Origin of the sequence: Aeromonas sp. s10 (genome assembly GCF_040907975.1) — a bacterium.
Classification (GTDB): domain Bacteria; phylum Pseudomonadota; class Gammaproteobacteria; order Enterobacterales; family Aeromonadaceae; genus Aeromonas; species Aeromonas caviae.
In genome coordinates this window covers 62,416-81,729 of record NZ_JBFOCV010000036.1, presented here as the reverse complement: position 1 = coordinate 81,729, position 19,314 = coordinate 62,416, and the positions used below count along the sequence as shown (strand labels likewise).

The 19,314-nt window shown below is 63.9% G+C and carries 17 protein-coding genes; 10 read left to right on the top strand and 7 right to left on the bottom strand.

Going from position 1 to position 19,314, the window contains the following annotated elements; all coding sequences use genetic code 11:
• Positions 1-109: 109 nt before the first annotated feature.
• Positions 110-655, top strand: a complete 546-nt coding sequence (locus AB5Y59_RS12265) for a DUF882 domain-containing protein (protein WP_039039271.1) — start codon at positions 110-112, stop codon at positions 653-655.
• 103 nt (positions 656-758) lie between these two features.
• Positions 759-1,010: a hypothetical protein gene (locus AB5Y59_RS12260; protein ID WP_010673445.1), complete on the top strand. Its 252-nt coding sequence runs from the start codon at positions 759-761 to the stop codon at positions 1,008-1,010.
• A 94-nt stretch (positions 1,011-1,104) separates the two neighbouring features.
• Here the strand turns inward: AB5Y59_RS12260 and AB5Y59_RS12255 are convergent, their stop codons facing one another.
• Positions 1,105-1,719, bottom strand: a complete 615-nt coding sequence (locus AB5Y59_RS12255; protein ID WP_010673446.1) for a trimeric intracellular cation channel family protein — start codon at positions 1,717-1,719, stop codon at positions 1,105-1,107.
• Positions 1,720-1,853: 134 nt separating this feature from the next.
• A complete protein-coding gene (gene cysZ, locus AB5Y59_RS12250) occupies positions 1,854-2,618 on the bottom strand; it encodes a sulfate transporter CysZ (RefSeq protein WP_010673447.1) in 765 nt (254 codons plus the stop codon).
• Between the two features lie 110 nt (positions 2,619-2,728).
• Here cysZ and AB5Y59_RS12245 point away from each other — a divergent pair, with 110 nt between their 5' ends.
• The 3 genes from AB5Y59_RS12245 (at position 2,729) to ligA (ending at position 9,355) form a co-directional block, all read left to right on the top strand.
• Positions 2,729-6,103 carry an AAA family ATPase gene (locus AB5Y59_RS12245; protein ID WP_368212043.1) on the top strand — a complete coding sequence of 1,125 codons (3,375 nt, stop codon included), beginning with the start codon at positions 2,729-2,731 and terminating at the stop codon, positions 6,101-6,103.
• Positions 6,104-6,118: 15 nt separating this feature from the next.
• Entirely contained in the window at positions 6,119-7,249 is a 1,131-nt protein-coding gene (gene zipA, locus AB5Y59_RS12240; protein WP_039039273.1) for a cell division protein ZipA, read from the top strand.
• 99 nt (positions 7,250-7,348) lie between these two features.
• On the top strand, positions 7,349-9,355 hold the full coding sequence (ligA, locus tag AB5Y59_RS12235) for an NAD-dependent DNA ligase LigA (RefSeq protein ID WP_323911855.1): 2,007 nt from the start codon (positions 7,349-7,351) through the stop codon (positions 9,353-9,355).
• Between the two features lie 57 nt (positions 9,356-9,412).
• Here ligA and AB5Y59_RS12230 read toward each other — a convergent pair whose 3' ends face one another.
• Positions 9,413-10,381 carry an ABC transporter substrate-binding protein gene (locus AB5Y59_RS12230; RefSeq protein WP_201901443.1) on the bottom strand — a complete coding sequence of 323 codons (969 nt, stop codon included), beginning with the start codon at positions 10,379-10,381 and terminating at the stop codon, positions 9,413-9,415.
• Positions 10,382-10,820: 439 nt separating this feature from the next.
• Between AB5Y59_RS12230 and nrdD the strand changes: the two genes are divergently transcribed.
• From nrdD to AB5Y59_RS12210, 4 genes are all read left to right on the top strand, one after another.
• Positions 10,821-12,938: an anaerobic ribonucleoside-triphosphate reductase gene (nrdD, locus tag AB5Y59_RS12225; protein WP_010673452.1), complete on the top strand. Its 2,118-nt coding sequence runs from the start codon at positions 10,821-10,823 to the stop codon at positions 12,936-12,938.
• A 113-nt stretch (positions 12,939-13,051) separates the two neighbouring features.
• Positions 13,052-13,561 carry an anaerobic ribonucleoside-triphosphate reductase-activating protein gene (gene nrdG / locus AB5Y59_RS12220; RefSeq protein ID WP_223915737.1) on the top strand — a complete coding sequence of 170 codons (510 nt, stop codon included), beginning with the start codon at positions 13,052-13,054 and terminating at the stop codon, positions 13,559-13,561.
• 57 nt (positions 13,562-13,618) lie between these two features.
• Positions 13,619-13,789 carry a YqaE/Pmp3 family membrane protein gene (locus AB5Y59_RS12215; RefSeq protein ID WP_010673454.1) on the top strand — a complete coding sequence of 57 codons (171 nt, stop codon included), beginning with the start codon at positions 13,619-13,621 and terminating at the stop codon, positions 13,787-13,789.
• A 146-nt stretch (positions 13,790-13,935) separates the two neighbouring features.
• A complete protein-coding gene (locus AB5Y59_RS12210) occupies positions 13,936-14,316 on the top strand; it encodes an energy transducer TonB (protein WP_270821035.1) in 381 nt (126 codons plus the stop codon).
• Between the two features lie 58 nt (positions 14,317-14,374).
• Here the strand turns inward: AB5Y59_RS12210 and AB5Y59_RS12205 are convergent, their stop codons facing one another.
• The 4 genes from AB5Y59_RS12205 to slyA all read right to left on the bottom strand — a co-directional run bounded on the left by AB5Y59_RS12205 (position 14,375) and on the right by slyA (position 17,487).
• The gene (locus tag AB5Y59_RS12205) at positions 14,375-14,734 is read right to left on the bottom strand and encodes an MliC family protein (RefSeq protein ID WP_010673456.1); all 360 of its coding nucleotides are present in this window, start codon (positions 14,732-14,734) and stop codon (positions 14,375-14,377) included.
• 183 nt (positions 14,735-14,917) lie between these two features.
• Positions 14,918-15,946: a DUF2955 domain-containing protein gene (locus tag AB5Y59_RS12200; RefSeq protein ID WP_368212040.1), complete on the bottom strand. Its 1,029-nt coding sequence runs from the start codon at positions 15,944-15,946 to the stop codon at positions 14,918-14,920.
• Between the two features lie 10 nt (positions 15,947-15,956).
• The gene (locus AB5Y59_RS12195; protein ID WP_010673458.1) at positions 15,957-17,012 is read right to left on the bottom strand and encodes an HlyD family secretion protein; all 1,056 of its coding nucleotides are present in this window, start codon (positions 17,010-17,012) and stop codon (positions 15,957-15,959) included.
• 1 nt (position 17,013) lies between these two features.
• Positions 17,014-17,487: a transcriptional regulator SlyA gene (gene slyA / locus AB5Y59_RS12190; protein ID WP_323902858.1), complete on the bottom strand. Its 474-nt coding sequence runs from the start codon at positions 17,485-17,487 to the stop codon at positions 17,014-17,016.
• Positions 17,488-17,745: 258 nt separating this feature from the next.
• On the opposite strand from slyA, the gene AB5Y59_RS12185 reads away from it, so the two are divergent.
• Complete coding sequence (locus AB5Y59_RS12185; protein ID WP_104451731.1) at positions 17,746-19,311, top strand: sensor histidine kinase; 1,566 nt, start codon at positions 17,746-17,748, stop codon at positions 19,309-19,311.
• Positions 19,312-19,314 lie beyond the last annotated feature (3 nt).

Sequence of the window (19,314 nt, the reverse complement as noted above, 5' to 3'; positions counted from 1 at the left end):
TTTTCATAGGGGCATGGGGTTTGACAGCGCTTTTTCTGGCAGGTAGTTTCGGCCCTTGTATCAAATTCATTCACCTGTGTGACTTCACCATGAGATGGACGGACAACGGATGCTGGGACAAGAGATAAGCCGACGCCGTCTGCTGCTGGGGGCGGGTTGCCTGATGGGGACCAGCCTGCTGTCGTTCCCTGCGCTGGCGAGCCGCAGCACTTCGGGACGGGAACTTAGTTTCTTCAACCTCAATACCGGCGAGCGGGTACGCGCCAGTTATTGGGAAGATGGCCACTATCTGAGCGACGGGCTGGCGGAGCTCAACCATATTTTCCGTGACTACCGTCGCAACGAAGTGTTCAACATCGACAGAAAGCTGTTCGATCAGCTCTTTCTGCTGCAACACAAGCTGGGGCGCCACGGCGAAATCCAGCTCATCTCGGGTTATCGCTCCCCGGCCACCAATCAGCAGAAGCGGCGCAAGAGTCGCGGCGTCGCCAAGCACAGCTACCACACCCTGGGACAGGCGGTTGACGTGCGCATCCCCGGCGTGCAACTGGCACACCTGCGCAAGGCCGCCCTGAACCTCAAGGTGGGCGGTGTGGGTTATTACCCTTCCGACAACTTCGTGCACCTGGACACAGGCCCCGTTCGCAGCTGGTGAGTCGGGATTTCCTCAAGGGTTGAGTGCCGATTGTGTCTTTTTGTCGCTGGCATTGAGGGGGACCAAGCTGCTAGGCTCTGGATTCCAGCCAGAGGAGAGAAAGATGAAGCAGATTGTGATCGGGGGGCTCATCGCCCTGTTGTTGACTGGTTGCGGCAAGCTCAACCGCGAGAGCTACGACAAGCTGAAAGTCGGGATGAGCTATGCCGAAGCGAGTGCCATCCTCGGCAAGGCCGAGCGTTGCGACGATGCTCTCGGCACCACGAGCTGTGTCTGGGGAGGGGAAGGCAAGAACATCAAGGTGCGTTTCATCGCCGACAAGGCGACCTTTTTCAGCTCGGAAGGGATCAACTGACCCTTTCCTCTCTTGCCGATGCCCAACAAAAAAGCGCCGTATGGCGCTTTTTTGTTGCTCGTTATCCGTGCGATATGGCCAGGAACTGGCGTGTTCAATGGGTGGCATACTGATAGTTGAAGGTGGGCAGTCCCCACTTGAAGCGTACCGCCAGGAGCCGCAGCACGAAGCCGATGCCGATGGCACCGAAAGCGGCCCAGTCGTTGGGCAGCCCATGGTGCAGCGCAAAGCAGTAGAGCGCGGCGGTGATCAGCGAGACGGCGGCATAGAGCTCGCGCTTGAACACCAGCGGGATGCGCTGGCACAGCAAGTCCCGCAGCACCCCCCCGAACACGCCGGTCACCACGGCCATGATGCAGGCGATGCCGGCCCCGTGGCCCATCTCGAGCGCCCGGGCAGCCCCGAAGATGGAGAAGACCACGAGCCCCAGGGCATCGAGCGCCAGGAACAGCTTGCCAAGGTAGCGCATCAGCGGGGCCGAGATGACCCCGGCCATGGCGGCGCCCGCCACCAGCAGCACGTATTCGGGGTGCTCGACCCAGAGCAGGGGATAGTGGCCCAGCAGCACATCCCGAATGGTACCGCCACCGATGGCCGTCGCCGAGGCGATGATCACGACGCCAAACAGATCCATCCGTCGCCGACCCGCTGCCAGCGCGCCAGTCATCCCTTCGGCCACCAGGCCGAGCAAGAAGAGTGCATGTAACATGAGATATCCCAGGGTGCGAGAAAGGCCCGCATCCTAACAACCCTGCGCTGGGGCGACAAGCTATCTTGGTTATGCATTAGATTAAGTAATGAAAAGGGGGCTTTCGCCCCCTCTTTTGATCATGATGACGCGGTTCAGCGTCCAAGTTGCTCGCTGCGGTATTGGTCTACCCACATGGCGGTGGCGCCACAGATGGCTACCGGCATCACGAAGAGATTCACCACCGGGATGGCGGAGAAGAGGGTCACCAGGGCGCCGAAGCTCAGGCACTTTCCACGACGTTGCTTGAGGGCGTCGCGCATGGTGATGAAGCCGATCTTGTGGTTGTCGAACGGATAATCGACATACTGGATCGCCATCATCCAGGCGCTGAGCAGGAACCAGAGCACGGGTGCCAGGGTCTGGCCCACTACTGGGATCAGGAAGAGGATCAGGCAGCCGATGGCCTTGGGCAGATAGTATTTCAGCTTGGTCCATTCGCGGCCGAAAGTACGGGGCACATCTTTCACCACATCCAGCATGCCGGTGTCATTCATGGCTTCACCGGTGAGGATCTGTTCCACCTTCTCTGCCAGCAGGCCGTTGAAAGGGGCAGCTATCCAGTTGGCCACCGAGCTGAAGATGAAGGAGAAGACCACCAGTATGGTGATGAGGGCGATGGGCCAGAGCAGGTAATCAAGCCAGGAGAGCCAGCTCGGGATCTGCTGGTGCAGCCAGGCGAACAGGCCGTCCAGTTGTAGCAACAGGGCGTAGAAGGCACCGGCAAAGAGCACGAAGTTGACCAGCAGGGGGATCAGCACGAAGGTGCGGATGCCGGGCTGGCGGATGAGTGAGAACCCGCGCAGGAAGTAGTCTGCACCGCTGACCGAATCTTTGACCATGTGGGGTGATTGGCTCATGTGAGCTCCATCAGTGAATGGGGAAAGTGCCAGCATATTACAAACAAGCCTTTGATTTGGTAAAGTCGCCTGCCCGCCTCCTCTTTATTTCGTTACCCACATAGGCCGCCATGCGTCTGAAATTGATCAAACTCGCCGGTTTCAAGTCGTTTGTCGAGCCGACCCGCATCGAACTCAACGCCGACATGACCGCCGTGGTGGGCCCCAACGGCTGCGGCAAATCCAACGTCATCGACGCCGTGCGCTGGGTGCTGGGGGAGAGCTCCGCCCGCCATCTGCGCGGCGAGAACATGACCGACGTCATCTTCAACGGCTCCATCAACCGCAGCGCCCATGGCCGCGCCTCGGTGGAGCTGGTGTTCGACAATCCCCACAACCGGGTACCCGGCGAGTTCGGCCGCTTTACCGAGATCTCGGTGCGCCGCGAAGTGCTGCGCGACGGCTCCAATCACTACCAGATCAACGGCCAGAAATGCCGCCGCAAGGACGTGACCGACCTCTTCCTCGGCACCGGCCTTGGGCCCCGCAGTTACGCCATCATCGAACAGGGCACCGTCAGCCGGCTGGTGGAGTCCCGCCCCGCCGATCTCAAGCTGTTCATGGAAGAGGCCGCCGGGGTCTCCCGCTACAAGGAGCGGCGCCGCGAGACCGAGCAGCGCATCCGCCATACCCAGGAGAACCTGGAACGCCTTGGCGATATCCGTAGCGAACTGGGCTCGCGCCTCGAACATCTCAAGGCCCAGGCCGAGACCGCCGAGCGCTACAAGCAGCTCAAGAGCCGCAGTCGCGCGGCCCGCAGCGAACTGATCGGCTCGGAACTGTGGGCGCTGGAGACGCGTCTTGGCGAAGCCAAGACCGAACTGGCCCAGACTGAACAGGCGCTGGCGGCCCTCGATGCCAAGCGCACTGCAGACGAAGGGCGCCACGTCACCCTATCGGTGGCCCGCCAGGAGGCGCAGGCCGAGCAGGCGAGCCGCCAGCAACAGATTTTTCTCGGCGGGCAAGCCATCGCCCGCCTCGAGCAGCAGCAATTGCACCAGAACGAACTCGGTCGTGACTGGCAGGCGAGGCGGCAGGCCCTCGGCGAGCGTATCGACGGTCTCAAGGCCCAGCTGGCCGGCCAGCTGGAACAGCTGAGCGACAGCACGTTGCAGGGGGAGGTGGCGTCGGCCCGCCTCGAGCAGTGTGAGCAGTTGCTTACCGACCAGCAGAGCGTGCGTGCGGTAGCGGGCGATCGGCTCGAGCAGGCGCGCCAGCGTCAGCAGCAGTGGCAGCAGCAGCTGGGCCAGTTGCAGGGGCGGCTCAACCAGACCCGCGCCGAGGTGAACGGTCTGCAGGAGCTGCAGGCCAAGACCCGGCTTGCCCGCCTCAAGCTGGAAGACGAACAGGCCGGGCCCCTTGGCGGGGAAGGGGAGAACCTGCAACCGGCGCTCGATGCGCTGGCGGCGGAGCTCGCGCTTTCCCGCGCCCGCCATGAGGAGTCCGAAGCGGCGTGGCAGGCCGCCGTGGCCCGCCACGAAGCACTCAAGGCAGAGCTGGGTCACCAGCAGGGCTTGCTGCGCGAGCTGGAGGCGCGCCTCGCCACCCTGGATCAGATCCTGGGGGAGCAGATGGCGGGTGCGACCCTGGCGGATCGGTTGCAGGTTCCCCCCGAGTGGGCCCGGGGGCTGGACAAGGTGCTCGGCCGCTGGCTCACCGCAATCCCGGCGGACGAGTGCAACCTGGCGCAACCCGGACTCTGGATTGGCCCGGCCCAGCCAGCCAGGGCCGGTACCCTGGCGGCGCAACTGGGGGGCGAGCACATTCCGGCTTTCCTCAATGCCATCTGGCTGGCAGAGAGCAGGGAGGAGGCGCTGTCCCGCCTGCACAGCCTCTCTGCCGGTGAGTCGCTGCTCACTCCCGCCGGCGACTGGTTCGGCCCCAACTGGGCGGATCTGGGGGAGGGCATGGCCCTCGGTACGCTGGCGCTGCTCGGTGAGCGTGAGCGGCTGCACACCGAGCTGGCCGCGGGTCGGGAGGCGCTGCACAGACTCGACGAGCAGCTTGCCGCCGCCGATGCAGCGCGGGCCCAGCTGCACAGTGCCCATGGGCTGGCTCAGCACACCCTGCGCGAGCAGGAGCTGCGGTGGCAGCAACTGCGCGAAGCCTGGAGTCTGCGCGAGGGGCAGCGCCAGGAGCGCTTGCAGCGCCTGGGCCAGCTGGGGGAAGAGCTGGCCCGGCTCGACAAGGAGCAGGCTGAGGAGGCGCAGCGGCTGGCGTCGGCCGGGGAGCGGCTTGAGCAGGATGAAGCGGCCCTTGGCGAGCTGCAGGAGCAGGGGGAGGTACTCGCCGAGGCGCTGCTGCTCGCCCAGGAGCAGGTGAGCGGGGCGGAGCGGGCGCTGGAAGAGGTGCGCCTTCGCCGGGAGCAGCAGCAGGCGGCCTGCCAGCGGTTGCAACTGGAGCAGCAGAACCAGCGCCAGCTCATCACGCTGCGCGAGCAGGATCTGGCCCGTCTCGGCCTGGAGCTGGCGGAACTCAAGGAGCCAGGGGCCGCTCCGAGTCAGGATCTGTCGCCCCTGCTGGTCGAACAGCGCAATCTTGAGGCGCAGCAACTGGCCTGTCACCAGCGGCTCGCGGAGCTGGAGCGTCAGCTGACCGAGCTGGAGCAGGCCAGAAGCGCCGATCACAAGCAGCTGGTGAAAATTCAAGAGAAGCTGGCGACTCTGCGGCTCGAGCGCGAGCGCAACCTGACGCGCAGGCAGGGACTGCACGAGCAGTTCGAAGAGCTGGGCGTGCGCCTGGTGGACCTCGATCAGGCGGTGCTGATTGCCGCTGATCGCGGCAAGCTGCGCCAGGAGATCCAGACGCTGGAGGCGCAGGTGGAGGCGCTTGGCGCCATCAACCTGGCGGCACTGGAAGAGTATGAGGAGGCGAAAACCCGTTCAAGCTACCTGGAAAATCAGTGCCAGGATCTGGAGCAGGCCCTCGATACCTTGAGCCAAGCCATTAAAAGAATTGATAAAGAAACACAAATACGCTTCCGCGACACTTTCGATAAGGTCAATGAAGATTTAAAATCCCTGTTCCCAAAAGTGTTCGGGGGGGGCAGTGCCTGGCTTGAGCTGACCTCGGATGATCTTTTGGAGGCCGGAGTGAGCATCATGGCAAGACCTCCGGGCAAGAAGAATGCTACCATTGCCCTGCTTTCCGGGGGGGAGAAGGCGCTAACCGCCCTTGCGCTGGTTTTTGCCATCTTCAGACTCAATCCAGCACCATTTTGTCTGCTGGATGAGGTGGATGCACCGCTCGATGAAGTGAACGTCGGTCGCTTCTGTTCTCTTGTCAAAGAGATGTCGAGCACAGTACAGTTCGTTTACATCAGTCATAATAAGGTCTCCATGGAGATGGCCGAGCAGCTGGTTGGCGTCACGATGCAAGAGCCCGGGGTTTCGCGCATAGTGTCGGTCGATATCGGTGAAGCCGTCGCTTTGGCTGAGCAAAACTAGAAAGAGAAGCAGCTAATGCAGGAATTGCGTTACATCTTGGTTGCCCTGGGCGGTATTGCCATCGCGGCATTGCTCATTCACGGGTTGTGGAGCAACAGAAAGAATCGTCAGGCACCGATCAAGGAGAAACCCCTGGGTCGGATGGAGTCCAAGTCCCGTGAGCGTGACAACGACGCCTTCGACAGCGATGGCATCGGTCAGGTGCGTGTGGTGAGCGGTGGCCGTCGTGCCGAGCCCAAACTACGCAGCGACGAGGCCCGTCAGCCCGAACCCCGCCGTGTCGCCCCCGTTCCCGCCTTCGATGATGAAGATGACGACGCCGATCTGCCGCCTCCCGTGGTGCGCAAGCCTGCCGCTCGCCCTGTCCCCCCTCAGCCTGTGTATGAGGAAGAAGAGGACTATGACGAGCCGGTTGCCGCCCCTGTTGAAGAGGCCCCAGCCGCGCCGGTGCGCAAACCTGCACAGGTGATCCGCCGTACGCCGGTACACCGTTCCCGTCCGCAGCGCGAGCCCATGATGCAGCCGCTGGACGAAGAGCCGCTGGTGGAGCCGGCCTATGCCCAGGCGCCGACCTTCGGTGCACGCGAGCCGGCACCGGTTGCCCAGCAGGCTCCCCGCTACGCCCAGCCGGCTTATGAAGAGCCCGCTTACGATGACGAGCCAGCCTATGAAGAGCCGGTTCACGCAGCCGAGCCAGAACCCGCTCCGGCCCCGGTCGAGAAGATCTGGCAGGATGTCTATGTCATCAACCTGATGGCCCGTCCCGGCCACGATCTGCAAGGTGCGACTCTGCTCTCTTCCCTGCTGGCGCTGGGCTTCAAGTTTGGCGAGATGGACATCTTCCACCGTCACGAAGATCTGGGCGGCAAGGGGGAAGTGCTCTTCTCCATGATCAACATGGTCAAGCCGGGTACCTTCAACCCCTATCGCATGGAGCAGTTCAGCACCCCGGGTGTGTCCCTCTTCATGCAACTGCCCCTTCGCAGCAATGCCGCCTTCGCCTTCGAGCACATGTTGCAGGCTGCGGATCAGCTGGCGAGCGATCTCGATGCCATGCTGACCGACGCCTCGCGCAGTCCCCTCAGCGACGACGACATCGCCCGTTATCGCCACGAGCTGGCCGCCTACGAGGCCAGCCGCGACTGATGCGCCATGGGGCTTGAACAATGAAAAGTGCGGTACCCCGGTGCCGCATTTTTGTTTCTGCCCCAGACTGAATGTTCCATCACACTTCGAGACTTTTTCATGAGCGATATCCTCTCCCGCCACCGTCAACTGTGTGAGCTGCTGACCGAGTACGGCCATCAGTACTATGTGCTGGACAACCCCACGGTGCCGGACGCCGAATACGATCGCCTGATGCGCGAGCTGATCGCGCTGGAGGCCGAGCATCCCGAGCTCAAAACCCCGGCCTCGCCGAGCGTGCGAGTGGGAGGCCAGCCGCTGACCGCCTTCAAGCAGGTACGCCACGAGATCCCCATGCTGAGTCTGGACAACGTCTTCAGCAGCGAGGAGTTGCAGGCGTTCGAGCAACGCATGAGTGATCGCCTCAAGCGGGAGGTGACTTTCACCTTCTGTTGCGAACCCAAGCTCGACGGTCTGGCGGTGAGCCTGCTCTACGTGGATGGCCAGCTGGTACAGGCCGCCACTCGCGGGGACGGCACCACGGGGGAGGAGATCACGGAGAACGTGCGCACCATCAAGGCCATTCCTCTGACCCTGCGCGGCCAGGGGTGGCCTGCGCGGCTGGAAGTGCGTGGGGAGGTCTTCATGCCCAAGGCGGGGTTCGAGACGATGAACCGCGATGCGCTGGCGGCGGGGGAGAAGGTGTTCGTCAACCCGCGCAACGCCGCTGCCGGCAGCCTGCGCCAGCTCGATTCACGCATCACCGCCAGCCGCCCCCTCAGCTTCTATGCCTACGGCGTGGGAGTCGGTGGCGACGAGCTGGGGGAGTCCCACTTCGCTCGCCTCAATCAGCTCAAGGCCTGGGGTCTGCCGCTCAGCCCGGAAGTGAAGCTCAAAGAGGGTGCCGCCGGCTGCCAGGCGTTTCACGATGATATCCTGGCGCGTCGCGGGGATCTCCCCTACGAGATCGACGGCGTGGTCTACAAGGTGGATGACATCGCCCTGCAAGGGGAGCTCGGTTTCGTGGCCCGCGCGCCGCGCTGGGCCACTGCCCACAAGTTCCCGGCCGAAGAGGAGATGACGGCGCTTGAGAACGTCGAGTTCCAGGTGGGCCGCACCGGTGCCATCACCCCGGTGGCCAAGCTCAAGCCGGTGTTTGTCGGCGGCGTCACCGTGTCCAACGCCACCTTGCATAATGCGGACGAGATCGCGCGCCTTGGCGTGATGATCGGCGACACCGTGATCGTGCGCCGGGCCGGGGATGTGATCCCCCAGGTCGTGGCTGTGGTGGAGGCGCAGCGCCCCGCGGATGCCCGCGCGATCCTCTTCCCGACCGAGTGCCCGGTGTGCGGCTCGGCGGTGGAGCGGCTGGAAGGGGAGGCCGTGGCCCGCTGTTCCGGCGGTCTCTTCTGCGAGGCCCAGCGGGCGGCCGCCATCAAGCACTTCGCCGCCCGCCGTGCCATGGACGTGGACGGCCTCGGCGACAAGATAGTGGAGCAACTGGTGGACAAGGGGCTGGTGAAGACCCCGGCGGACCTGTTCAGTCTCAACGCCATCCAGCTGGCCGGTCTCGAGCGGATGGGGCAAAAATCGGCCCTCAACCTGGTGGCCGCCATCGATGCCGCCCGCAGCACCACCCTGCCCCGCTTCCTGTTTGCCCTGGGGATCCGCGAAGTAGGGGAGGCGACCGCCTTGAACCTCGCCAACCACTTCCTCACTCTTGATGCCCTGCGCGCCGCCTCGGTGGAGCAGTTGCTGGAAGTGGCCGACGTGGGAGACATAGTGGCCAAGCACGTCTACTACTTCCTGCGCCAGCCCCACAACATCGAGGTGCTCGACGCCCTGTTGGCCGCCGGGATCCACTGGCCGGCCATCGAGAAGAAGGAGGCAAGCGATCAACCTTTTGCCGGCAAGACCTTCGTGCTGACTGGTACCCTCACCGCTTTGTCCCGCAACGACGCCAAGGCGGCGCTGCAGGCCCTGGGGGCCAAGGTGGCGGGCTCGGTGTCGGCCAAGACCGACGTGCTGGTGGCGGGGGAGGCGGCAGGCTCCAAGCTCGCCAAGGCCCAGGAGCTGGGGATCACCATCTGGACCGAGGCCGAGTTGCAGGCGGCCATTCAGCCCTGAGGATGCACGTTTGAGCAGACAAACCCGGCCCACTGGCCGGGTTTGTCGTTGGTGGGCTCACTCGACGTAGCTCACCTTGTCCTGCCAGGCATCGGGAGCCGTCAGGTGCCAGCGTGCCAGTTCGCTCTTGCTGAACAGGTATTCCCCGCGGGATGCGGCGCGGGGGGAGAGGGCGCCGGGCGCCGTGCCCGAGAGGATGGCATTGGCCAGTTCGGCGGCTCTCTCTCCCTGACTGTGGCCGTCGAGCACCAGGCCGCCGATGGCGGCTCCCCTGCCCACCGCAAAGGCCCAGAAGCAGAACAGTGGCACCGGGCTGTTGGCGCTGGTCCATGCCAGCACCTGTTGCTCGCTTACATGCTGGCCCTGAGCGTCGGTGAGAGTGTGGTAGAGGCCGAGGAAGAGCGCCTGATAGCCATTTTCCCGGCTGGCGAGCACTGCCTCCTGCCAGCGTCCGTAGTCGGTGAACTGGCGGCTGCTGACCCGGGTCTGGCCGATCGTCAGCTCGCCTCGCCCCTTGAACTCGTGGGCGACGGCGGTGCGGGACACCTCGCTTTCGTCAAACAGCACCAGGGCGCGCTCCAGTCCTCCCATCAACTGACTCATCTCGCTGATGCTGCGCTTGAGCAGGGGGCGTTCCAGTACGCCGGTGATCAGGGGGTGGCCGACCAGCCCCTTGGGGCGCGGATTCTCGTTCATCCCGAGAAACACCACGGGCGTTCCCCGGGCGGCGATGGGTCGGGCGAGGGCGTTGATGGCGTTGTCATCCCCCAGGATCACCAGCGCCGGCTGGTGGGTCCGGTAGGCGGCCATTCCCTTGGCGAGCAGTTCGTCACGGGTCTGGCCGGGCTGGCGCTTGGTGTCCAGATAGAGATACCCGAGGTGATGCGCCTGCTTGAGGTGTTGCTCGAGGCCGGCACTGTAGCTCTGATCCCACTGGTTGCTCTGGTGATAGCTGCTGATCACCAGGATCTCGGCGGCCAGCAGCGGGAGGGAGAGGAGGGAGAGCAGGAGCAAGACCTTGGTCACGTGTGTTTTCCGCAAGGGACAGACTGTTCCCCAGTATGTGCTCTCCCGCTCTCTGGCGCCTCGGTCAATTGTTGTCGGAAGGCGTGCCCCTCTCTTTTTATCCCTTGCCGGGCGGGAGCCCGCATCCCGTCTGGGGTGAGCAAAAAGAGCGCCTTTTGGCACTGGTCGTGAACTGCCCCACTCCTTCCAAAACCTGTTCTGGATCAAGAAACAGGGTACCGCTTTGGTGCCTAATAGACCCCACATATAGGGGTAAGCATAAAAAAAACACCCATATATAGTGTCATAAAGCTGTGCATAAGTGGTCGCCCTCTCAGTGTCAGCCCAGGTGTTTCAAGCCTTGGCTGACCTTGTTTGCGCCGGGGACGGGCGTGGAGAAGGGGACTCAACGAGGGTGAGCCGAGGGTGGCCACCAGGTCTTTCAATACGGGGAAAATCGATGAAACCGGTAGTGATCAAACGCGATGGATGTCGTGCACCATTCAATGGCCAACTGATCCGCGATGCGGTCAGCCGAGCGGCGGCAGCGGTCAATCAGGCCAGTCCGGCGCTGGCAGAGCGCATTGCCGCCGCTGTCAGCCAGGAGCTGGAGGGGCGAGGGGAGGTAGACATCCACGAGATCCAGAACCGGGTCGAGAACCACCTGATGGCCTCCGACGACAAGGCCATCGCCCGTGCCTACATCGAATACCGTCACGACCGGGATCAGGCTCGCGAGGCCCGGGGTCGCCTGGCCCAGGAGATCCGCGGCCTGGTGGAGCAGACCAACGCGGCCCTGCTCAACGAGAACGCCAACAAGGACTCCAAGGTGATCCCGACCCAGCGTGACCTGCTGGCGGGCATCGTCGCCAAGCATTACGCCATCAGTCACATGCTGCCCCGTGACGTGGTGCAGGCCCACGAGAGCGGCGACCTGCACTTCCACGATCTCGACTACTCCCCCTTCTTCCCCATGTTCAACTGCATGCTGATCGATCTGCAGGGGATGCTGACCCACGGCTTCAAGATGGGCAACGCGGAGATAGACACTCCCAAATCCATCAGCACCGCCACCGCGGTGACCGCCCAGATCATCGCCCAGGTGGCGAGCCATATCTATGGCGGCACCACCATCAACCGCATCGACGAAGTGCTGGCACCCTATGTGACCATCAGCTGGCACAAGCACCGGGAGGTGGCCGAGGAGTGGGGGATCCAGGATGTGGACGCCTACGCCATGGCTCGCACCGAGAAGGAGTGCCACGACGCCTTCCAGTCCCTCGAATACGAGGTCAATACCCTGCACACCGCCAACGGTCAGACGCCGTTCGTCACCTTCGGCTTTGGCCTGGGGGACAGTTGGGAATCGCGCCTCATCCAGCGCGCCATCCTTGGCAACCGCATCGCCGGCCTTGGCAAGAACAGGAAGACCGCCGTCTTCCCGAAACTGGTGTTCGCCATCAAGGATGGCCTGAACCACAAGCAGGGGGATCCCAACTACGACATCAAGCAGCTGGCGCTGGAGTGCGCCTCCAAGCGGATGTACCCGGACATCCTCAACCACGACCAGGTGGTCAAGGTCACCGGCTCCTTCAAGACCCCCATGGGGTGCCGTTCCTTCCTCGGTGCCTTTGAAGAGAATGGCGAGCTGGTCCACGAAGGGCGCAACAACTTAGGTGTCGTGAGCCTCAACCTGCCGCGCATTGCCCTGAAATCCCGCGATGAAGCGGACTTCTGGGACAAGCTGGACGCCGCCCTGCGGGTGGCCAAGACAGCGCTCATGTACCGCATCAAGCGCCTCGACGGGGTCAAGGCCCGGGTCGCCCCCATCCTCTACATGGAGGGGGCCTGCGGGGTGCGCCTCAAGGCCGATGACAACATCAGCGAGATCTTCAAACATGGCCGCGCCTCCATTTCGCTGGGTTACATCGGGGTACACGAGACCATCAACGCCCTCTATGGCACAGACGTCCACCTGTTCGACAGCGAGACCCTGCGCCAGAAGGCCATCGCCATCATCGCGCGGCTCAAGGCGGCCACCGACGAGTGGAAGGAGGAGACCGGCTACGGCTTCAGCCTCTACTCCACCCCGAGCGAGAACCTCTGCACCCGTTTCTGCCGCATCGACGCCAAGGAGTTTGGCGTGGTGGCCGGGGTGACCGACAAGGGCTACTACACCAACAGCTTCCACCTGGACGTGGAGAAGCAGGTGAACCCCTACGACAAGCTGGACTTCGAGGCGCCCTATCCGCCCATCGCCAGCGGCGGCTTCATCTGCTACGGCGAGTACCCCAACATCCAGCACAACCTGGAGGCGTTGGAGAACGTCTGGGACTACAGCTATGACAAGGTGCCCTACTACGGCACCAACACCCCCATCGACGAGTGCTACGACTGCGGCTTCACCGGCGAGTTCGAGTGCACCTCCAAGGGCTTCACCTGCCCGCGCTGCGGCAACCACGACCCCGCCAAGGTGTCGGTGACCCGCCGGGTGTGCGGCTATCTCGGCAGCCCGGATGCGCGCCCCTTCAACGCGGGCAAGCAGGAAGAGGTCAAACGCCGGGTCAAGCATATGTAAGCGAGCAGACCCCACCCCAGCCCTCCCCTTGGCAGGGGAGGGGGCAAAGAAGCTCCTCCCCCTTTCGAAGGGGGAGGTTGGGAGGGGGTTGGCCGTTAACCCAGAGAACTCGAATGCACTACCACCAGTACTACCCGGTCGATGTGATCAACGGCCCAGGCACCCGCGCCACCTTGTTCGTGTCGGGTTGCGAGCACCAGTGCCCCGGCTGCTACAACCAGAGCACCTGGCGGCTTGATGGGGGCAAGCCGTTCGATGAGGCGATGAGCGATCGCATCATTCATGATCTCAACGACAGCCGCATCAAGCGGCGCGGACTGTCGCTCTCCGGTGGCGATCCGCTCCACCCCGTCAACGTGCCGCATGTGCTGGCGCTGGTGAAGCGGGTGCGAACCGAGTGCCCCGGCAAGGACATCTGGTGCTGGACCGGCTATCTGTTGGCCGATCTCAGCCCGGCCCAGCGGGAGCTGGTGGCCTTGCTGGACGTGCTGGTGGATGGCAGGTTCGAGAAGGCCCTGGCGGATCCCGGTCTGCTCTGGCGTGGCAGCAGCAACCAGATGGTTCACGACCTCAACGCCTGGCGGAAAGGAGGAGAGCAGATCCCCTGTCTGGTTTGCAGTTGAGGCCTTGGGTGTTTATGGTTAGGCCAACCCCAGGCGCTGTTTACACGAGGAATCCCGATGAACAATCTGCTCAAGATCCTGCTGGCCATCTTTCTCCCCCCGGTCTGCGCCTTTATCCAGGTAGGCTTCAGCCTCCATTTCCTCATCAACATAGTGCTGACCCTGCTGGGCGGTCTGCCCGGCATGGTTCATGCCCTCTGGCTGGTGGTAAGCGACAAGCGCGCCTGAGCCGTGAGAGATCACAAGGCCAACCCTCCGGGGTTGGCTTTTTTTTGCCTGCCAGATGGGGGCTTCCCGGATGAGCCCCTTTGCCTGACACTGGCGCGTCGCTCATGGAGTCGAGCGATACAACGACGAGGGAATGTCGAGTGCGAGTGAAAGGGTTGTTGCTGTGGGTCGCCCTGGCCCTGCTCGGAGGCTGTGCCAGCCCCACCGCCAAGCTGAATCAACCTCCGGTGGATGTCACCTGGGAAACGCTGCCCGAATACTGGGTGCTGGTGGGGGATGCCATCACTTTTAACCCGGTCGGGGGGCTGCCGGCGAAGAGGCCGGTCAAGGGGTATGTGACCCTTCGCTACCTCATCGATTCCAATGGCACGCTGTTCAGCCCAGAGGTACTGGAGTCCCAGCCCCCCGGCGTGCTGGATCTCATCGCCATCTCCGGGCTGGCGCAGCTGCGCTACCGGCCATCGGAGCAGAATCTGCAAGCCATTCCGGCTCGGGTTGTGGCCCGATTTGAAGTGGAAGTGAAATGACAAACACCCCGGCCAGGCCGGGGTGTTTCGTGTGGGCTCTGTGCCATGACGGCGCGGCTCACTGCTCCTTGCAGTCGTTGTAGCGGCTCTGCCACTCCCCGGCGTCATCACGCATCTCGACGAACCCCTCCTTGCCCTTGTTCCACCAGACCACCTCGTGATCGTCGGTATAGCGGGCGCCGGAGGCGGAGACCGCCTGAGGCAGGGTGTAATCCTTGCCATCGGGGAGGGAGAGCTTGACGAAGTTCAGGCTCTCGTCCGAGAGGGAGAAGTAGCGAACCTGCACTTTCTGGTTCTGTTCACACAGATAGGTGACGGGATCGCCGCCGGTCACTCCCAGCTTGCCGCTGCCCAGATCGCAGCCGCCGAGCAGGGTGATGGCGCCCGCCCCCAGTAGAAAGAGCTTGGCGTGTTTCATGTTTGATCCTCACAACGGTGTCATATGGCCTTGAGCCTAACAGGATGAGGCACAACTGCAACCTCATGGCAGGAGCCCTGCGTCGGGATGCGTCCGTCTCCCTCTGGTCCGTGGGGCAGGCAAAAAAACGCCCCGGCAGGCAAGCGGGGCGAAAGGGAGCCATCCAATGGCTGCAGAAAAGGGTCAGTGGCCGAACCGTGTCGCCTCGAAGCGATTGAGCAGCCGGTGGATGAGGTAGCAGGCGAGCAGGGTGACCACGATGGCAAAGAGGATGCTGCTCACCCGATAGAGGGCGCTGAACACCAGGTCGTTGCCCGGGGTCAGGTACTGGCCGAACAGGATGCCGAGGGTGGTGAGGGCACCGAAGCCGACTCCGGAGCCGCTCGCCTCCTTCACATGGGCATAGCTGAACAGCATGGCACCGAGCCAGAGCACCGGGGTCACCAGCAGCAGCAAGCCGGACCAGTCATAGAGCACCAGTTGCCCCAGGATGCCGAAACTCACCCCCAGCAGGGTGCCCATGGCCCGCTTGCGGGCATAGTCCAGGGCGCCGTTCCAGTGCATGGGGAAGAGCAGCAGCAGGGTGGTGGCCTGGGCGGACATGGAGTCGCGCAGATCGAAGATCTGGAACACCAGGAACGAGAGGGTCGCGATGGACGCCCCCAGCAGGGCTTCGTGGCGCATCCGGTGCGGCGCCTTGGGGGAGGGGGCCGGCCTGGGGCGCTCCTCCACATCCGGAATGAGGGCCGTCATCAGATAGGCGATGAGCACCGACAGGACGCTGGCCCAGAGGTTGCTGAAGATGAGGTCGTTCAGATCAATCCCGGGGTAGCTGGCAAAGTGCAGCATGATGCTGAGGCTGAGCACCCCGTTGGCACCGAACAGGAACAGGCTGCCCCGGGACATGGCGGCGAAACGGTAGAGGAAGAGCAAAAAGACCAGGGGGGGCATGAGCCCCGGGTGGCCGCCAAACAGGCCGCCGAGCAGTCCCACTTCCAGACCGCACATGGCGGCGGAGGCGATGAGCTGGCGGGCGGCGTGACCGTTCATCACCGGCACCAGGCCGAGCAGCAGCACCGGGGTGACGGTGAAGAAGACCCCGTTGCTCCAGCCGAAGATCTTGCACAGCACAAACCCCAGGGTGCAGCCAAAGGCGATGCGCAGACACTGGCGCAGTTCGTTGGGGGTGAGGGGTCTGTGCCACAGGTTCATGGTCATCATCTCAATAGATGTAGTGCAGCAGGCTGAGCAGACGGATCTGGCCGCGGGCCAGCAGCCCGGTCAGGGTGTTGTCCGGCAGCAGCTGCACCGTGGCGCGAGCCCCGGCCGGCAGGTGGGCAGGCAGTTGCTCCAGGGTCAGGTGCAGGCGCAGGCGCTGGGCATCCCGCACCCAGCGATCGGACTCGACGGGGTTCGCAAGCTGGCCGTTGGCGTCAAACTGGCCGGCACTGACCCCGGCATCCAGGCTGGCGACGCGGGCCGGATAGAGGCGACCGGGCTCGCCGTCGAAGGCGACGAGGGCCTGACTGCCGGCGCTGACGTGGCGCAGGCTCTTCTCGCGAAAATCGGCGATCACGTCCACCTGCTCGGAGACCAGGGCCAGCAGGGGGGAGCCCGCATTGGCCACGCTGCCAGGCTTGAGCTGCAGGTTGGTGATGATGCCGTCCTGGCTCGCATGAACCCGGCTGTAGGCGAGGTTGAGCTCGGCCTGGGCGAGGCGGTTGCGGGCCTGGCGCAGCAGCAGGTTGTCTTCCCCTGGCAAGCCGCGGTTGACGCGGGCCTGCTCTACCCGGGCCTGGCTGCCGAGCAGGTTGGCACGGGCGGTGCGGGCGGCGCTGTCGGCGTCATCTTTCTGCTGTTCAGAGACCATGTGACGGCGGTAGAGGGCGTCGATGCGCGCCGCTTCCCGCTGTTTTTGGTCGGCCTGGGTGCGCAGCGAGCTGTACTCCGCCTCATAGGCGGTCAGGGTCGCGTCCAGCTGGCGGTTCTGCTGCCTGGCCTGATCCAGGGCGAGCCTGGCCTGATCCACGGCGAGCTGGAAGGGTTCCGGGTCGAGGGCGAACAGCAGATCCCCCTGCTTGACGTGCTGGTTGTTGGCGACGGCGACCTCGACCACCTTGCCGCTGACCTGGGGGGCCATCCGGGTGACGACCCGGGTGGCCATGGCCTGGGGGGTCAGGGGCATCTTGATGTCGGCCAGCAGAAAGTAGCCAAACACCAGGACGAAGCAGACGATGGCCCACTTTATCCAGCGCTTGAATTGTTGATCCGGTGTCATCTTATTCTCTCTCTTCATGCTGTGCGGCTATCTTGCTAAGGGCGTTGGCGGAGATGCGGTGCACAATGTCTTCAAACTGGGCCAGCTCCTGCTGGCTGATGCCGGTGAGCAGCTCCCGGCGCACGGCGATGATGCGGCCCTCGATCTGATCGAGCAGCGCCTTGCCCGCCGGGGTCAGGGTGACGATGCGGGCCCGCTTGTCCTGGCTGCAGCAATGGCGCTCGATCAGCCCCTGCTCCTCGAGCTGACCCAGGGTCCGCATCAGGGAGGGGAGCTCTATCTCCAGGGCCTCGGCCAGGGTCTTCTGGCTGAGGTGGCCGCCGAGGCGGCTGAGTTTCCACAGGGCGGTCCAGCGGGGATGGGTGAGCCCCAGAGGCGCCAGCTCGAGATCGGCCACGGTGCGCCAGAGCCGGTGCAATCGCCCCAGCTGCTCGGCGAGGGAGAGTTCTCGCAACATCTCCAGATCCTTTTTCATGACGGGCACCTCAATTACTTAGCTTGCGAAGCATTATATTTATTTCGCAGGCTAAGTAAATAGCGTGATGCAGCTCACGTTCAGGTTTTTTGCCCGGGCCGTGGTGTTTAAGTTTTTATATGGCTTTGCGGGCCAGCTAACCGACAACGGCCGGAGGAGGCGCTAGAGTGGCCACCTTTGAGGTGCGCCAGGCTGGCCATTGACCCGGCGGGGCGACACCCTCACCCTGGGCTTTCCTGTCCGCTGCAAGGTTGAACGATGAAACTGCGCCACCAGCTAGTCACCCTCTCGCTTGGCTTGTCACTGCTGCTGATCCTGATCCTGGGCTGTCTGCTCGCCCTCTTCATGCGCCACCTGCTGGAGAACAACCTGAAGGAGAAGGGGAGTGATCTGGCCCGGGTGCTGGCGGCGGACAGCCGGGTGGTCCAGGCCCTGGAGAAGGGGAGCGATCCCGGGCTGCGGGATTATGTGCAGGGGATCTGCAGCCGCACCGATGCCGCCTACATGGTGGTGACCGACGAACATGCCAGGCGCCTGAGCCACCCCTCGCCCGAGCTGGTGGGCCAGACCTTCCGGGGGGAGGACATCTGGCCTGCACTCCAGTCGCGCGAGAGCTACTGCTCCCGGGACGTGGGCACCCTGGGCCCCGCCATCCGCTGCTTCGCTCCCGTGGTGGGGCCCGATGGCCAGGCCATTGGCGCGGTGGCGGTGGGTTATCTGATGCGCACCGTGGAGGGCACCTATCAGGAGCGGATCGCCCTGCTGGTCGGCGCCATCGCGGCAGTGCTGGGGTGCGGCCTGCTGCTGGCGCTCTGGGTGCAGCACCTGCTGCGCCGCACCCTGCTGGATCTGGAGCCGGAGACCATCGCCAATCGCTTCGCCCAGCAGGATCTGGTGCTGGAGGGGATCTCGGAGGGGATAGTGTCCCTGGACAACCAGCACAGGATCACCATGCTCAACAGCGCCGCCTTCTATCAGTTGCGACTGCCCGGCACCGGGCGCCACGCCCTGCTGGGTCGATCCCTGGCGGAGCTGGCCCCCGGCCTCGTGCCCACGTTGCAGCAAGGGGGGGCGGTCAGGTTCACCGTGCAGGGGGATGACTTCGTCGGCCACTGGCAGGAGCTCAGCGGTCGCGAGCCGGGGCGCATGCTCATCTTCAGCCGGCCAGACGGCACCGGCAGCCTGGGCATGCAGGTGACCCACCTGCGCCAGTACGGCGAGATGCTGCGCATCCAGACCCATGAATTCGCCAACAAGCTCAGCAGCCTCTCCGGTCTGCTCCAACTCGGCCACGTGGATCAGGCGGTAGACCTCATCCAGCAGGAGAACGAAGCCTGCCAGAACATGTTGCAGGATCTGCTGCGGGTCATCGAGAACAAGCCGGTGGCCGGGCTCATCCTCGGCAAGTTCAGCCGGGCGCGGGAGCTGGGGGTGGAGCTGGTGCTGGATGCGGGGTCGGCCCTCGGGGAGTATCCGGCCGAGGTGTCGGCGGATCTCATCACCTGCATCGGCAACCTGCTGGACAACGGCATTCGCGCCGCCTGGGGGAACCGCGAGCACGCCGCTCCCAGGGTGCTGCTCTCCCTCGATGATCTGGGGCGGCGGCTGGTGATCGAGGTGGAGGACAGTGGCGAGGGGGTGGACGAGGCGCTGGCGGATCACCTGTTCGACTACGGTGTCAGCCGCCAGACCGGGGATCACGGGGTCGGCCTCTTCCTGGTCAAGAAGACGGTGGCCAGGCGGGGGGGCGTGATAGAATGGCGCCGCACCGCCGAGCAGACGACCCTGTTCGGTATCTATTTGAATAAAAACCAATTGGTGTAAGTC

Excerpts from the sequence above, each read along its gene's own strand:
- AB5Y59_RS12265 (WP_039039271.1), top strand. The coding sequence starts at position 110 with ATGCTGGGACAAGAGATAAGCCGACGCCGTCTGCTGCTGGGGGCGGGT.
- AB5Y59_RS12260 (WP_010673445.1), top strand. The coding sequence starts at position 759 with ATGAAGCAGATTGTGATCGGGGGGCTCATCGCCCTGTTGTTGACTGGT.
- AB5Y59_RS12255 (WP_010673446.1), bottom strand. The coding sequence starts at position 1,719 with ATGTTACATGCACTCTTCTTGCTCGGCCTGGTGGCCGAAGGGATGACT.
- cysZ (WP_010673447.1), bottom strand. The coding sequence starts at position 2,618 with ATGAGCCAATCACCCCACATGGTCAAAGATTCGGTCAGCGGTGCAGAC.
- AB5Y59_RS12245 (WP_368212043.1), top strand. The coding sequence starts at position 2,729 with ATGCGTCTGAAATTGATCAAACTCGCCGGTTTCAAGTCGTTTGTCGAG.
- zipA (WP_039039273.1), top strand. The coding sequence starts at position 6,119 with ATGCAGGAATTGCGTTACATCTTGGTTGCCCTGGGCGGTATTGCCATC.
- ligA (WP_323911855.1), top strand. The coding sequence starts at position 7,349 with ATGAGCGATATCCTCTCCCGCCACCGTCAACTGTGTGAGCTGCTGACC.
- nrdD (WP_010673452.1), top strand. The coding sequence starts at position 10,821 with ATGAAACCGGTAGTGATCAAACGCGATGGATGTCGTGCACCATTCAAT.
- nrdG (WP_223915737.1), top strand. The coding sequence starts at position 13,052 with ATGCACTACCACCAGTACTACCCGGTCGATGTGATCAACGGCCCAGGC.
- AB5Y59_RS12215 (WP_010673454.1), top strand. The coding sequence starts at position 13,619 with ATGAACAATCTGCTCAAGATCCTGCTGGCCATCTTTCTCCCCCCGGTC.
- AB5Y59_RS12205 (WP_010673456.1), bottom strand. The coding sequence starts at position 14,734 with ATGAAACACGCCAAGCTCTTTCTACTGGGGGCGGGCGCCATCACCCTG.
- AB5Y59_RS12200 (WP_368212040.1), bottom strand. The coding sequence starts at position 15,946 with ATGAACCTGTGGCACAGACCCCTCACCCCCAACGAACTGCGCCAGTGT.
- AB5Y59_RS12195 (WP_010673458.1), bottom strand. The coding sequence starts at position 17,012 with ATGACACCGGATCAACAATTCAAGCGCTGGATAAAGTGGGCCATCGTC.
- slyA (WP_323902858.1), bottom strand. The coding sequence starts at position 17,487 with ATGAAAAAGGATCTGGAGATGTTGCGAGAACTCTCCCTCGCCGAGCAG.
- AB5Y59_RS12185 (WP_104451731.1), top strand. The coding sequence starts at position 17,746 with ATGAAACTGCGCCACCAGCTAGTCACCCTCTCGCTTGGCTTGTCACTG.